Below are 13,435 nucleotides of genomic sequence, written 5' to 3'. Positions count from 1 at the left end.
ACCGGCGAAAACACCGAGCAAACTTGCAGAAGTCCGAGTGCAGCGACTAAAACAAGCCACTTAGGATCACGCTGATAGTCCGGGTACCAGCCCGGATGCCCCTGCTTGTCTCATTTCTTCAAAATAAGAACCACCGCTTTGTGAGCGGCTGTTCTGGTTATAGCCAAGACGCGGGTTGAAGCCCGCGCCCTGGCCTTTACGGGTACAACGGTCCTACGGGTACAGCAGCTGAATCACACGCCGCTTTGCAGCAGCATGTTACGAATGTGACCGATGGCCTTAGTCGGGTTCAGGCCTTTCGGGCAGACGTTGACGCAGTTCATGATCCCGCGGCAGCGGAATACGCTGAACGGGTCATCCAGCGAAGCCAGACGCTCGGACGTCTTGGTGTCACGGCTGTCTGCCAGGAAGCGGTACGCTTGCAGCAGGGCGGCCGGGCCCAGGAACTTGTCCGGGTTCCACCAGAAGGATGGGCACGAGGTCGAGCAGCAAGCGCACAGGATGCACTCGTACAGACCGTCGAGCTTTTCACGCTCTTCCGGAGACTGCAGACGCTCGATGGCCGGAGCCGGCGTGTCGTTCTGCAGGAATGGCTTCACCTTCTCGTATTGCTTGTAGAAGATGCTCATATCGACGACCAGGTCACGGATAACCGGCAAACCTGGCAATGGACGAACCACCAGCTTGTTGCCCTTGACCACGGCCGACAGCGGCGTGATGCAGGCCAGGCCGTTCTTGCCATTGATGTTCATGCCGTCGGAGCCGCAAACGCCCTCGCGGCAAGAGCGACGATAGGAAAAACCCTCGTCCTGCTCTTTGATCAGGGCCAGCACGTCCAGCACCATCAGGTCTTTACCACCGGTATCGACCTGGAAGTCCTGCATGAACGGCGCAGCGTCCTGATCAGGGTTGTAGCGATAAACACTGACTTGCAACATAGCGGTCACCCTTAATAAGTCCGGACTTTTGGTTCGAAAGTCGGAACAGTCTTCGGCGAGAAGTTCACGGCACGCTTGGCGACGCGTTTTTCACCCGGGAAGTACAAGGTGTGGCACAGCCAGTTTTCGTCGTCACGGTCTTCGAAGTCTTCGCGGGCGTGGGCACCACGGGACTCTTTACGCACTTCTGCGGCGATGGCGGTGGCTTCGGCCACTTCCAGCAGGTTCTGCAATTCCAGCGCTTCGATACGGGCAGTGTTGAACGCCTGCGACTTATCGTTGATCTTCACGTTGGCGATTCGTTCACGCAATTGCGCCAGCTGGGCGATACCCTTCTGCATGTATTCGCCGGTACGGAACACACCGAAGTAGTTCTGCATGCAGTTCTGCAGCTCGCGACGCAGGGTTGCCACGTCTTCGCCTTCGGTACGCTCGTTCAGAGCGGACAGACGCGCCAGGGCAGCTTCGATGTTGGCATCGGTGGCATCGTCATATTCGATACCGTCGGTCAGCGCTTTCTCCAGGTGCAGGCCGGCAGCGCGACCGAAGACCACCAGGTCGAGCAACGAGTTGCCGCCCAGGCGGTTGGCACCGTGGACCGATACGCACGCCACTTCACCCACTGCGAACAGGCCAGGGATGATTTCGTCCACGCCTTCGCCGTTCTGGGTGATCGCCTGGCCGTGGATGTTGGTGGCAACGCCGCCCATCATATAGTGGCAGGTTGGAACCACTGGAACCGGCGCGACGACCGGGTCGACGTGGGCGAAGGTCTTGGACAGCTCGCAGATACCTGGCAGGCGGCTGTGCAGCACTTCCTCGCCCAGGTGATCGAGCTTGAGCATCACGTGGTCGCCATTCGGGCCACAGCCGTTGCCGGCGATGATCTCTTTAACCATCGAACGAGCCACAACGTCACGACCGGCAAGGTCCTTGGCGTTCGGCGCATAACGTTCCATGAAACGCTCGCCGTGCTTGTTGATCAGGTAACCACCTTCACCACGGCAACCTTCGGTCACCAGTACGCCGGCGCCGGCGATGCCGGTCGGGTGGAACTGCCACATTTCGATGTCTTGTACCGGCACGCCAGCACGCAGGGCCATGCCGACGCCGTCACCGGTGTTGATCAGGGCATTGGTGGTGGATGCGTAGATACGGCCTGCACCGCCGGTCGCCAGTACGGTGGCCTTGGCGCGGATGTAGGTGGTTTCGCCGGTTTCGATGCAGATCGCGATCACACCGACGAAGGCGCCGTCCTGGTTCTTCACCAGGTCGACGGCGTAGTACTCGTTCAGGAACGTGGTACCGGCTTTCAGGTTGCCCTGGTACAGGGTGTGCAGCAGTGCGTGACCGGTACGGTCGGACGCCGCGCAAGTACGCGCAGCCTGGCCGCCCTTGCCGTAGTCCTTGGACTGGCCACCGAACGGACGCTGGTAGATACGACCTTGCTCGGTACGCGAGAAGGGCATGCCCATGTGGTCCAGCTCGAACACCGCGGCCGGGCCTTCCTGACACATGTATTCGATAGCGTCCTGGTCACCGATGTAGTCGGAACCCTTGACGGTATCGTACATGTGCCAGCGCCAGTCATCGTTCGGGTCGGCCGAAGCGATGGCGCAGGTGATGCCACCCTGGGCGGAAACAGTGTGCGAACGCGTCGGGAAAACCTTGGTGATCACGGCAGTCTTGTGACCGCCCTGTGCCAGTTGCAGCGCTGCGCGCATGCCGGCACCGCCACCACCAATGATGATGGCGTCGAAAGAAATCGTTGGAATGTTAGCCATGGATCAGATACCCCAGAGAATCTGCACACCCCAGACGAAGTAAGCGAACATCGCAACGCCGCATACTGCCTGGAAAAGGAAACGTACGGCAGTCGCCGACTTGCCGAACGCCATGGGCGTCAGGTAGTCGGTCGCGATGGTCCACATGCCGACCCAGGCGTGAGCGCCCAGTGCGACAAGTGCCAGCAGACTGAAGATACGCATCCAGTTGTTTGCGAACAGTTCATGCCATTGGGCATAGCCCAGGCCAGGGTTTGCCACGACATATCCGATCAGGAAAATGAAGTAAGCCGCGAGAACGACCGCAGACACACGCTGGGCCATCCAGTCGTAGAGGCCCGAACGCGAAAGGTTCGTGACGTTGGTTACCATATCCAGACTCCTGCCAGAACGATCAGCACCGCAGACACGGCGATAATGATTTTCGAGCCCAGCTTGCCGCCTTCCAGCGTCTCACCGATGCCCATGTCCATGATCAAGTGGCGCACACCGGCGACCAAGTGATACAGCAAGGCGGACAGGATGCCCCAAATCACTAGCTTGGCTAGCGGACTGGTCAGACACGCTTTCACCTGACCGAAGCCTTCTTCCGAATCGAGCGACTTGTCCAATGCATAAAGCATGATGGCCAGGCTGACGAAGAGGATGACACCGGAAATACGGTGAAGAATGGACGTGTAAGCAGTGACTGGGAGTTTGATGGTCCTTAGGTCTAGGTTTACAGGTCGTTGGCTTTTCACGGCTTTTTTTTCACACTGAAGAGCCCCTAACAATCAGGGCAAAGTTGTTGGGGCGCGCACTGGTCAGGTACTCACCACCCAGGGAGTGACGACCCCCAAGAAAGCAGGCCCAAAAGCCCCTGGCGGTCGGTGGCCGAGTATAGACAGTTAGGCTACTAATGACAACGCGTTCACCTTCCCCTAATAGCGCATTGCACATATGGCGCAAAAGGCGTAAACGGCAGGCAATTTCGCGGAAAAAGTGCGGTTAAAGCCTTCTGGAGCAAGACTTTAGGCAAATTGACTTTCGGATTTATCTCACTATAGTGGTGCGGGCCCTGCGTGGGGGGTCTGTCTGATGATTTCAAGCATTAATAGGAGGCCACATGGCTGACAAAAAAGCGCAGTTGATCATCGAGGGCGCAGCCCCCGTCGAGCTGCCCATTTTAACCGGCACCGTTGGTCCCGATGTAATCGACGTACGGGGCCTGACGGCCACGGGCCGTTTCACCTTTGACCCAGGTTTCATGTCGACCGCCTCGTGCGAGTCGAAAATCACCTACATCGACGGCGACAACGGCATCCTGCTGCACCGCGGCTACCCGATCGAGCAACTGGCTGAAAAATCGGACTACCTGGAAACCTGCTACCTGCTGCTCAACGGCGAGCTGCCGACCGCAGAGCAAAAGGCCCAGTTCGTCAGCACCGTGAAGAACCACACCATGGTTCACGAGCAGTTGAAGACCTTCTTCAACGGCTTCCGTCGCGATGCCCACCCGATGGCCGTCATGTGCGGCGTTGTCGGCGCTCTCTCGGCCTTCTACCACGACTCCCTGGATATCAATAACCCCCAGCATCGCGAAATCTCCGCGATCCGCCTGGTGGCGAAGATGCCGACCCTGGCAGCCATGGTCTACAAGTACTCCATGGGCCAGCCCATGATGTACCCGCGCAACGACCTGACCTATGCAGAGAACTTCCTGCATATGATGTTCAACACCCCGTGCGAGATCAAACCGATCAGCCCGGTGCTCGCCAAGGCCATGGACCGGATCTTCATCCTCCATGCCGACCACGAGCAGAACGCCTCCACGTCCACCGTGCGCCTGGCCGGCTCCTCGGGTGCCAACCCGTTCGCCTGTATCGCCGCCGGTATCGCCGCACTCTGGGGCCCTGCCCACGGCGGTGCGAACGAAGCGGTGCTGACCATGCTCGATGAAATCGGCGATGTCTCGAACATCGACAAGTTCATCGCCAAGGCCAAGGACAAGAACGATCCGTTCAAGCTGATGGGCTTCGGTCACCGGGTCTACAAGAACCGCGACCCGCGCGCCACCGTGATGAAGCAGACCTGCGACGAAGTGCTCAAGGAACTGGGGATCAAGAACGATCCGCAACTCGAACTGGCCATGCGCCTGGAAGAGATCGCCCTGACCGACCCGTACTTCATCGAGCGCTCGCTGTACCCGAACGTCGACTTCTACTCGGGGATCATCCTCAAGGCGATCGGCATTCCAACCAGCATGTTCACCGTGATCTTCGCCCTGGCGCGGACCGTCGGCTGGATCTCCCACTGGAAGGAAATGCTCTCCAGCCCGTACAAGATCGGCCGTCCGCGCCAGCTGTACACCGGCTACGAGTCGCGTGACATCACCCAGCTGGAAGACCGCAAGTAAGACCTGCCTTGCGATAGGTCCCAAGCTGCATTGAAACAGCCCCCGCTTCTTATATAAGAGCGGGGGCTGTTTTGTTTGTGCCTCCTTTTATGCAGTGGCGGCCGGACTGGCGCCATCGCGAGCAAGCTCGCTCCCACACTGGAACCCAATCCCCTGTGGGAGCGAGCTTGCTCGCGATGACGGCAGCCCTGGCCCCCTTAAACCCGGCACAAAAAAATACCCCGGCCTCTCGACCGGGGTATCTCTTCAAGCTCTTATCACTACATCAATGGTTAACCGCCCCACTCGCCCCCAGGCCAGTCTGCGAACGCACGAACTGCGGGAAGAACAGCGCCCGTTCGTTTGCGCCTTCAGCCGACTTGTCGGTGATGGAGAAGAACCAGATGCCGACGAAGGCAATGGCCATCGAGAACAGCGCCGGGTATTCATACGGGAAGATCGCCTTCTCGTGACCCATGATCTGTACCCAGATGGTCGGACCGAGGATCATCAGGCCCACGGCACTGACCAGGCCCAGCCAGCCACCAATCATGGCGCCACGAGTGGTCAGTTTCTTCCAGTACATCGAAAGCAGCAGTACCGGGAAGTTGCAGCTCGCCGCGATGGAGAACGCCAGGCCCACCATGAACGCGATGTTCTGCTTCTCGAACAGGATACCCAGGCCGATCGCCAGCACCGCCAGGGCGATGGTGGTGATTTTCGAGACGCGAATCTCGTCCTTCTCGTTGGCCTTGCCTTTCTTGATCACGCTGGCATACAGGTCATGGGACACCGCCGAGGCACCGGCCAGGGTCAGGCCCGCCACTACCGCCAGGATGGTGGCAAAGGCTACCGCCGAGATGAAGCCCAGGAAGATGCTGCCGCCCACGGCGTTGGCCAGGTGCACCGCCGCCATGTTGTTACCGCCCAGCAAGGCACCTGCCGCGTCCTTGAAGGCCGGGTTGGTGCTGACCAACAGGATCGCGCCGAAGCCGATGATGAAGGTCAGGATGTAGAAGTAACCGATGAAGCCGGTGGCATACAGCACGCTCTTGCGCGCTTCCTTGGCGTCGCTCACGGTGAAGAAGCGCATCAGGATGTGCGGCAGGCCAGCAGTACCGAACATCAGCGCCAGGCCCAGGGAGAAGGCCGAGATCGGATCCTTCACCAAGCCACCGGGGCTCATGATCGCCTCGCCTTTAGGGTGAACCTTCACCGCCTCGGCAAACAGCATGTTGAAGTCGAAGTTGACGTGCTTCATGACCATCAACGCCATGAACGAAGCACCCGACAGCAGCAAGACCGCCTTGATGATCTGCACCCAAGTGGTGGCCAGCATGCCGCCGAACAGCACGTAGAGGCACATCAGGATACCCACCAGGATCACCGCAACGTGGTAGTCCAGGCCGAACAGCAGCTGGATCAGCTTGCCGGCACCGACCATTTGCGCGATCAGGTAGAACGCCACCACCACCAACGAACCGCTGGCAGACAAGGTACGGATCTGGGTTTGGCCCAGGCGATAGGACGCCACATCGGCAAACGTGTATTTACCCAGGTTACGCAGGCGCTCGGCGATCAGGAACAGGATGATCGGCCAGCCCACCAGGAAGCCGATGGAGTAGATCAGGCCGTCATACCCGGACGTGAACACCAGCGCGGAAATACCCAGGAAGGACGCCGCCGACATGTAGTCGCCCGCGATTGCCAGGCCGTTCTGGAAGCCGGTGATCTTGCCGCCGGCCGCATAGTAATCGGCCGCCGAGTTGTTTTTCTTGGACGCCCAGTAGGTGATATACAAAGTCGCGCCGACGAAGGCCACGAACATCAGGATAGCCGCGACGTTGAGGGGTTGTTTCTGCACGGCACCGGTCATGGCGTCAGCCGCCCAGGCGCCTGGTGCGAACGCTGCGATGCTCAATAGAGCCAGTAGACGCCGGATCATTGCTGAGCCTCCTTGAGAATCGCATTGTTCAGGTCGTCGAACTCGCCGTTGGCACGTCGCACGTAGATACCGGTCAGGACGAAGGCCGAGAGAATCAGGCCGACACCGATGGGAATACCCCAGGTGATGGTGGACTCAGGCGTGATCTTGGCCCCGAGAATGTGTGGCCCGTAGGCGATCAGAAGAATGAAGCCGGAATACAGCCCAAGCATGATCGCCGAGAGAATCCAGGCGAACTTTTCCCTTTTTCTCACCAGCTCCTTGAAGCGCGGGCTGTTTTGAATCGAGAGGTAAATGCTGTCGTTCATTGTTTTTATCCTCGCAGCACAGATTTAATTGGAACGACTCTACTCTATGCGGCTCAAGGCCAGGTTCCAGACGACCTTAGTATTAGAACGACATGACGGTTTTGCCAGTTTTCCGCACATTACTCGTAATCCCCCCTGTGGGAGCAAGGCTTGCCCGCGATGCAGGCACCTCGCTTGAACTTGAGACCTAGGCGATGCCATCGCGGGCAAGCCTTGCTCCCACAGGCCTTGCTCTCACAGGGCTCGGTGTAGAACCCAGGAATTGCAGGCACAAAAAAACCGCATGACACAACGTCATGCGGCTTCGCGAACCAGCTAAATCGGGTTGATTACTTGCCGGTCCACTCCTTCACGCGGTCCGGGTGCTTGGCGACCCAGTCCTTGGCAGCGGCGTCCGGCTTGGCGCCTTCCTGGATCGCCAGCATGACTTCGCCGATCTCGTCTTTCGACGCCCACTGGAATTTCTTCAGGAACTCGGCCACTTCCGGGGCCTTGGTGCCCAGCTCCTTGCTGCCGATGCTGTTTACAGTCTCAGCCGCGCCGTAGACGCCTTTCGGGTCTTCCAGGAAGCGCAGTTTCCACTTGGCGAACATCCAGTGCGGTACCCAACCGGTGACCGCGATGGATTCGTTTTTCTTCTCGGCACGGGTCAGCTCGGCGATCATGCCGGCGCCGGAACTGGCCTTGAGTTGATAACCGGTCAGGTCGTAATCCTTGATTGCCTGTTCGGTCTTGAGCATCACGCCTGAACCGGCGTCGATGCCGACGATGCGCTTCTTGAAGGAGTCGTCGGTCTTGAGATCCTCAAGCGACTTGGCCTTGACGTACTCCGGCACGATCAGGCCGATTTTTGCGTCCTTGAAGTTGGGGCCGTAATCGACCACTTGATCCTTGTTCTTGGTCCAGTAGTCGCCGTGGGTCACCGGCAGCCAGGCCGACAACATCGCGTCGAGTTTGCCGGTGGCCACGCCTTGCCACATGATCCCGGTCGCGACCGCTTGCAGCTTCACGTCATAACCGAGTTTTTGCTTGATCACTTCGGCGGCCACGTGGGTGGTCGCGACGCTGTCGGACCAGCCGTCAACGTAACCGATGCTCAGGGTTTTGGTTTCGGCGCTGGCCAAGGTGGAACTGATGGCCAGTACCAGTGCGGCACCTGCGCCCAAGAGTCGTCGCATCTTCATCGTTACTTCCCCGAAAGTGCTGCGCCCGACGGATGCCGGGCGGCGTCAACGTATAGTTATGATGCTCAGCGCCCCCATCACGCTCGCCCTCAAACCGGTCTGAACGCCAGTGGAGTACTGACAGGATCGATCATCAACCTGTGCCGCTCCTGAACCTGCTCTGTCTGCGACGTCGAAGCAACGAGAAACGACATCAGAACGCCAGCTACTGTTTCCGGGCAATTGGCGCTTCCTCACACGTGAGATTTGCAGGCCAAATCCGGTAAATGCCAGATAACTAGCCGCCACTGCGCATGACCGTGTATCGTCCCGCTACTATCGCGCCCCGTCCGTGCCTGTTTTGTGCCCATCATGGCACTTGGCTCCGCTTCGGTGGTCATAGGCTGCGAACTTCATTCGGCACCTTCCTCTAAGGGATCCAGTCATGCTCCGTTCCTTGCGCTTCGCTGCCCTCCTCGGCGGCCTTATCCTGAGTGCGTCCGCGCTGGCGGCAGATATTGACGCCGCCAGCTATGGCTACCCCTTGACCAACCCGTTCGAGGCGACCATCGCCACCACGCCGCCGGACCTGCGTCCGGAGCTGCCGCTGATCGAAGACATCAATCAGGCGGACCACAGCCTGACCCTGCGCCCGGAACGCGAGTTCATCCTGCCGGACAACTTCTGGCCGGTAAAAAGTCTCACCTACCGCATGGCTACCCAGGACAAGCCCGCGCCGCTGATCTTCCTGATCGCCGGCACCGGTGCGCGCTACGACAGCACCCTCAACGAATACCTCAAGCGCCTCTACTACAAGGCCGGCTACCACGTGGTGCAGCTGTCTTCGCCCACCAGTTTCGACTTCATGAGTGCTGCTTCGCGCTTTGCCACGCCGGGCATTTCCAAGGAAGACGCCGAGGACATGTACCGGGTGATGCAGGCCGTGCGCGCGCAGAACCCCAAGCTGCCGGTGACCGAGTACTACCTGACCGGCTACAGCCTCGGCGCCCTGGATGCGGCCTTTGTCGCCCACCTGGACGAAACCCGGCGCAGCTTCAATTTCAAGAAAGTGCTGCTGCTGAACCCGCCGGTGAACCTCTATACCTCGATCACCAACCTGGACAAACTGGTCCAGACCGAGGTCAAGGGCATCAACAGCACCACGACCTTCTATGAGCTGGTGCTGAACAAGCTGACCCGCTACTTCCAGCAAAAAGGCTACATCGACCTCAACGACGCCCTGCTCTACGACTTCCAACAGTCCAAGCAGCACTTGAGCAATGAACAGATGGCGATGTTGATCGGCACCTCGTTCCGTTTCTCGGCGGCCGACATCGCGTTCACCTCGGACCTGATCAATCGTCGCGGCCTGATCATCCCACCCAAGTTCCCGATCACCGAAAGCACCAGCCTGACGCCGTTCCTCAAGCGTGCGCTGCAATGCGATTTCGACTGTTACCTCACCGAGCAGGTGATCCCGATGTGGCGCGCGCGCACCGACGGCGGCAGCCTGCTGCAACTGGTCGACCAGGTCAGCCTGTACGCGCTGAAGGATTACCTGCACGACAGCCCGAAGATTGCCGTCATGCACAATGCCGACGACGTCATTCTCGGCCCGGGCGACCTGGGCTTCCTGCGCAAGACCTTTGGCGATCGCCTGACGGTTTATCCGCTGGGCGGCCACTGCGGCAACCTTAACTACCGCGTCAACAGCGACGCCATGCTGGAGTTTTTCCGTGGCTAAATATCTGCTGCTTATCGCTGCGTTAATGAGTGCGGGCATGGTCCACGCCGACAACAGCAAAGCCAACGCGCCTGTGGTGGTGGATTCGGACGGTTTCAAGGAACCGCTGACCAAACTCAAGTTCAACCCGGGGCTGGACCAGCGCGAGTTCGAGCGCTCGACCCTCAACGCGTTGAACGTCTATGACCCGCTGGAATCCTGGAACCGCCGGGTCTATCACTTCAACTACCGCTTCGACCAATGGGTCTTCCTGCCCGTCGTCGATGGCTATCGCTACATTACCCCTGGCTTCGTGCGCACCGGGGTCAGCAATTTCTTCAACAACCTGGGGGACGTGCCGAACCTGATGAACAGCCTGCTGCAGTTCAAGGGCAAGCGTTCAATGGAAACCACGGCGCGGCTGCTGCTCAACACCACTGTGGGCATCGCCGGCCTGTGGGACCCGGCCACCGCCATGGGCCTGCCACGCCAGAGCGAAGACTTCGGCCAGACCCTGGGCTTCTACGGCGTGCCAGGCGGCGCGTATTTCGTACTGCCGATCTTCGGCCCGTCGAACCTGCGCGACACCTCGGGCCTGCTGGTGGACTACACGGCCGAATCGGCGATCAACTTCCTCAACGTCGCCGAAGTCAGCTCCAACCACCCGGAGTTGCTGCTCCTGCGCGGCGTCGACAAGCGCTACCAGACCAGCTTCCGCTATGGCCAACTGAACACGCCGTTCGAGTATGAAAAGGTGCGGTACGTGTACACCGAGTCGCGCAAGTTGCAGATCGCCGAGTAACTTTCGACCACCCCAAACCCACTGTGGGAGCGAGCTTGCTCGCGATAGCGCTCTGTCAGACAACATAAATGTTGAATGTCAGGCCCTCATCGCGAGCAAGCTCGCTCCCACAGTTGTCATGGGTTGCCAGTCTTAGCCTTTCAGCGCTTTCCAAACCTTGCCAACCACCATCACCCCCGCCAACACCGCCGCCCCAGCAACGATCCCGGCCACGGCATTGAGCAACGTCGGCACGATAAACCCGGCACCACCGGCACTGGCTGCCACGCCTTCGATCCAGTGATGCACCACTGGCACACCATGGGTCAGGATGCCACCGCCCACCAGGAACATCGCCGCGGTGCCGATCACCGACAGGCTTTTCATCATGTAGGGTGCCGCCCTCAGGATCGCACCGCCGATGCTTTTGGCGGCCTGGCCTGGCTTCTGCGTCAACCAGAGTCCCAGGTCATCGAGCTTGACGATCCCGGCCACCAGACCATAGACGCCAACGGTCATGACGATGGCGATGCCCGACAGGACGATCACCTGCTGGGTCAGCGGTGCATCAGCGACGGTGCCGAGGGTGATAGCGATGATTTCGGCCGAGAGAATGAAGTCAGTGCGTACCGCGCCCTTGATCTTGTCCTTTTCAAAGGCCACCAGATCGACCGCCGGATCCGCCACCGCCTCGACCAGTTGCGCATGTTCGGCCTGGTCCTCGGCCTTGCTGTGAAGGAACTTGTGGGCGAGTTTTTCGAACCCTTCGAAACACAAATAGGCGCCGCCCACCATCAACAAGGGCGTCACCAACCAAGGAACGAAGGCGCTGATCGCCAGCGCCGACGGCACCAGGATCAATTTATTGATGAACGACCCCTTGGCCACCGCCCACACCACTGGCAGCTCCCGCTCGGCACGCACACCCGACACTTGCTGGGCGTTGAGCGCCAGGTCATCGCCGAGCACGCCGGCGGTTTTCTTGGCGGCCATCTTGGTCATCAGCGCCACATCGTCGAGCACGGTGGCGATGTCGTCGATCAGTACCAGCAAACTGCTTCCAGCCATGGAGGGGGCTCCTTGAATAATAATGCCGCGCAGCATACCGCGAGCCGCGGCGCCTTGGGGCATTCTTGAGCGCCGCGCGAAGCCGGTGCTACCATGCGCCACCGCCAGAACAGGCAAGGAACCCCTGGGTTTATGAGCACAATCCGCGAGCGCAACAAAGAATTGATCCTGCGTGCCGCCAGCGAAGAATTTGCCGACAAGGGCTTCGCCGCGACCAAGACCAGCGACATCGCGGCCAAGGCAGGCCTGCCCAAACCCAACGTCTATTACTACTTCAAATCCAAGGAAAACCTTTACCGCGAAGTGCTGGAAAGCATCATCGAGCCGATTCTCCAGGCCTCGACACCGTTCAATGCCGACGGCGTGCCCGGCGAGGTGCTGAGCCATTACATCCGCTCCAAGATCCGCATCTCCCGCGACCTGCCCTTCGCCTCGAAAGTCTTCGCCAGCGAAATCATGCACGGCGCCCCCCACCTGAGCCCCGATCTGGTGGAACAACTCAACGCCCAGGCCCGGCACAACATCGACTGCATCCAGACCTGGATCGACCGCGGCCAGATCGCCCCCATCGACCCCAACCACCTGATGTTCAGCATCTGGGCCGCCACCCAGACCTATGCCGATTTCGACTGGCAGATCAGCGCCGTGACCGGCAAGGCGAAGCTGGATGAAGCGGATTACGAAGCGGCGGCGCAGACGATCATTCGGTTGGTGTTGAAGGGGTGTGAGCCAGACTGAAGACCGAGTTGCCTTCAATCGCGAGCAAGCTCGCTCCCACACTGGGTTTGCGGTGTCTAGACATCATGTGTCCAGCATCAACCCTGTGGGAGCGAGCTTGCTCGCGATTGAAGGCACCTCGACTTCAGATTGAACCCATATTGCATCCCACAGTGGATAGTCACCCAATCGCGTCACCAGACCTGCCCGCAGCGGGTTGGCGACAACATAGCGAGCGAGCTTGACCAAGTCCTCCTCGCGCCGCAGCGCTCGGTCATGGTATCCCTGTTGCCACAGGCTACCTTGTCGTCCAGTGGACAGGTTCACCGCCCGAGCACTCAAGGACTTAGTTTTTTGCATCAACTCATTCAACGAGCCTTGCTGCAATTCGATCAACCAATGGAAGTGATCAGGCATAACCACCCAAGCCAATGACTTCGCCCATTTCTTATCCTGGGCACACCGAAATTGTTCAACGACCAATCTGCCTAAAGCGAAGTCCTGGAAAATCGGCTTTCGCTCAACCGTGTTAGTGGTCAATAAATAGATTCGACTCAACTCACCGTAACGACCAATGCGCAAGCGATGTGAAGCAGGTAGATCAGGCATTCCTTCGCCTCTCCAATAATCAGGT

Annotated in this window: 12 protein-coding genes and 1 pseudogene; 4 read left to right on the top strand and 9 right to left on the bottom strand. The window is 59.3% G+C overall.

Going from position 1 to position 13,435, the window contains the following annotated elements; translation table 11 throughout:
* Window positions 1-233: 233 nt before the first annotated feature.
* Genes IB266_RS14725 through sdhC form a run of 4 tightly spaced genes read right to left on the bottom strand, consistent with a single transcriptional unit; the run spans window position 234 to window position 3,462 of the window.
* A complete protein-coding gene (locus IB266_RS14725) occupies window positions 234-938 on the bottom strand; it encodes a succinate dehydrogenase iron-sulfur subunit (protein ID WP_053123967.1) in 705 nt (234 codons plus the stop codon).
* Window positions 939-949: 11 nt separating this feature from the next.
* Window positions 950-2,722: a succinate dehydrogenase flavoprotein subunit gene (sdhA, locus tag IB266_RS14720; RefSeq protein WP_060741157.1), complete on the bottom strand. Its 1,773-nt coding sequence runs from the start codon at window positions 2,720-2,722 to the stop codon at window positions 950-952.
* Window positions 2,723-2,725: 3 nt separating this feature from the next.
* Window positions 2,726-3,094, bottom strand: coding sequence for a succinate dehydrogenase, hydrophobic membrane anchor protein (gene sdhD / locus IB266_RS14715; RefSeq protein ID WP_003204438.1), 369 nt, complete (start codon window positions 3,092-3,094; stop codon window positions 2,726-2,728).
* Entirely contained in the window at window positions 3,088-3,462 is a 375-nt protein-coding gene (gene sdhC, locus IB266_RS14710) for a succinate dehydrogenase, cytochrome b556 subunit (protein WP_003179220.1), read from the bottom strand. The genes sdhD and sdhC overlap by 7 nt, the downstream gene beginning before the upstream one ends.
* A gap of 365 nt (window positions 3,463-3,827) precedes the next feature.
* Between sdhC and gltA the strand changes: the two genes are divergently transcribed.
* A complete protein-coding gene (gene gltA, locus IB266_RS14705; RefSeq protein WP_003204440.1) occupies window positions 3,828-5,117 on the top strand; it encodes a citrate synthase in 1,290 nt (429 codons plus the stop codon).
* A 265-nt stretch (window positions 5,118-5,382) separates the two neighbouring features.
* Here gltA and IB266_RS14700 read toward each other — a convergent pair whose 3' ends face one another.
* The 3 genes from IB266_RS14700 to IB266_RS14690 form a co-directional block, all read right to left on the bottom strand.
* On the bottom strand, window positions 5,383-7,041 hold the full coding sequence (locus IB266_RS14700; protein ID WP_192261617.1) for a cation acetate symporter: 1,659 nt from the start codon (window positions 7,039-7,041) through the stop codon (window positions 5,383-5,385).
* Complete coding sequence (locus IB266_RS14695) at window positions 7,038-7,349, bottom strand: DUF485 domain-containing protein (protein WP_072406462.1); 312 nt, start codon at window positions 7,347-7,349, stop codon at window positions 7,038-7,040. Before IB266_RS14695 ends, IB266_RS14700 begins: the two co-directional genes overlap by 4 nt.
* A gap of 329 nt (window positions 7,350-7,678) precedes the next feature.
* Window positions 7,679-8,533, bottom strand: coding sequence for a glycine betaine ABC transporter substrate-binding protein (locus IB266_RS14690; RefSeq protein ID WP_072406463.1), 855 nt, complete (start codon window positions 8,531-8,533; stop codon window positions 7,679-7,681).
* A gap of 424 nt (window positions 8,534-8,957) precedes the next feature.
* On the opposite strand from IB266_RS14690, the gene IB266_RS14685 reads away from it, so the two are divergent.
* On the top strand, window positions 8,958-10,256 hold the full coding sequence (locus IB266_RS14685) for a serine/threonine protein kinase (RefSeq protein ID WP_060741153.1): 1,299 nt from the start codon (window positions 8,958-8,960) through the stop codon (window positions 10,254-10,256).
* The gene (locus tag IB266_RS14680) at window positions 10,249-11,037 is read left to right on the top strand and encodes a VacJ family lipoprotein (RefSeq protein ID WP_192261616.1); all 789 of its coding nucleotides are present in this window, start codon (window positions 10,249-10,251) and stop codon (window positions 11,035-11,037) included. The genes IB266_RS14685 and IB266_RS14680 overlap by 8 nt, the downstream gene beginning before the upstream one ends.
* 132 nt (window positions 11,038-11,169) lie before the next feature.
* On the opposite strand, the gene IB266_RS14675 is transcribed toward IB266_RS14680, so the two are convergent.
* The gene (locus IB266_RS14675) at window positions 11,170-12,084 is read right to left on the bottom strand and encodes a DUF808 domain-containing protein (protein WP_192261615.1); all 915 of its coding nucleotides are present in this window, start codon (window positions 12,082-12,084) and stop codon (window positions 11,170-11,172) included.
* A 132-nt stretch (window positions 12,085-12,216) separates the two neighbouring features.
* Here IB266_RS14675 and IB266_RS14670 point away from each other — a divergent pair, with 132 nt between their 5' ends.
* Entirely contained in the window at window positions 12,217-12,822 is a 606-nt protein-coding gene (locus IB266_RS14670) for a TetR/AcrR family transcriptional regulator (RefSeq protein WP_014339596.1), read from the top strand.
* A 132-nt stretch (window positions 12,823-12,954) separates the two neighbouring features.
* On the opposite strand, the pseudogene IB266_RS14665 reads toward IB266_RS14670, so the two are convergent.
* Window positions 12,955-13,410, bottom strand: a pseudogene (locus IB266_RS14665) (REP-associated tyrosine transposase); the annotation flags it as partial.
* Between the last annotated feature and the right edge of the window lie 25 nt (window positions 13,411-13,435).

Origin of the sequence: Pseudomonas sp. Pdm06, assembly GCF_014851795.1 — a bacterium.
GTDB lineage: Bacteria > Pseudomonadota > Gammaproteobacteria > Pseudomonadales > Pseudomonadaceae > Aquipseudomonas > Aquipseudomonas fluorescens_AA.
Note: the sequence above shows the minus strand (reverse complement) of the source record. Positions and strands in the feature narration are given on the sequence as shown.

Excerpts from the sequence above, each read along its gene's own strand:
- IB266_RS14725 (WP_053123967.1), bottom strand. The coding sequence starts at position 938 with ATGTTGCAAGTCAGTGTTTATCGCTACAACCCTGATCAGGACGCTGCG.
- sdhA (WP_060741157.1), bottom strand. The coding sequence starts at position 2,722 with ATGGCTAACATTCCAACGATTTCTTTCGACGCCATCATCATTGGTGGT.
- sdhD (WP_003204438.1), bottom strand. The coding sequence starts at position 3,094 with ATGGTAACCAACGTCACGAACCTTTCGCGTTCGGGCCTCTACGACTGG.
- gltA (WP_003204440.1), top strand. The coding sequence starts at position 3,828 with ATGGCTGACAAAAAAGCGCAGTTGATCATCGAGGGCGCAGCCCCCGTC.
- IB266_RS14700 (WP_192261617.1), bottom strand. The coding sequence starts at position 7,041 with ATGATCCGGCGTCTACTGGCTCTATTGAGCATCGCAGCGTTCGCACCA.
- IB266_RS14695 (WP_072406462.1), bottom strand. The coding sequence starts at position 7,349 with ATGAACGACAGCATTTACCTCTCGATTCAAAACAGCCCGCGCTTCAAG.
- IB266_RS14690 (WP_072406463.1), bottom strand. The coding sequence starts at position 8,533 with ATGAAGATGCGACGACTCTTGGGCGCAGGTGCCGCACTGGTACTGGCC.
- IB266_RS14685 (WP_060741153.1), top strand. The coding sequence starts at position 8,958 with ATGCTCCGTTCCTTGCGCTTCGCTGCCCTCCTCGGCGGCCTTATCCTG.
- IB266_RS14675 (WP_192261615.1), bottom strand. The coding sequence starts at position 12,084 with ATGGCTGGAAGCAGTTTGCTGGTACTGATCGACGACATCGCCACCGTG.
- IB266_RS14670 (WP_014339596.1), top strand. The coding sequence starts at position 12,217 with ATGAGCACAATCCGCGAGCGCAACAAAGAATTGATCCTGCGTGCCGCC.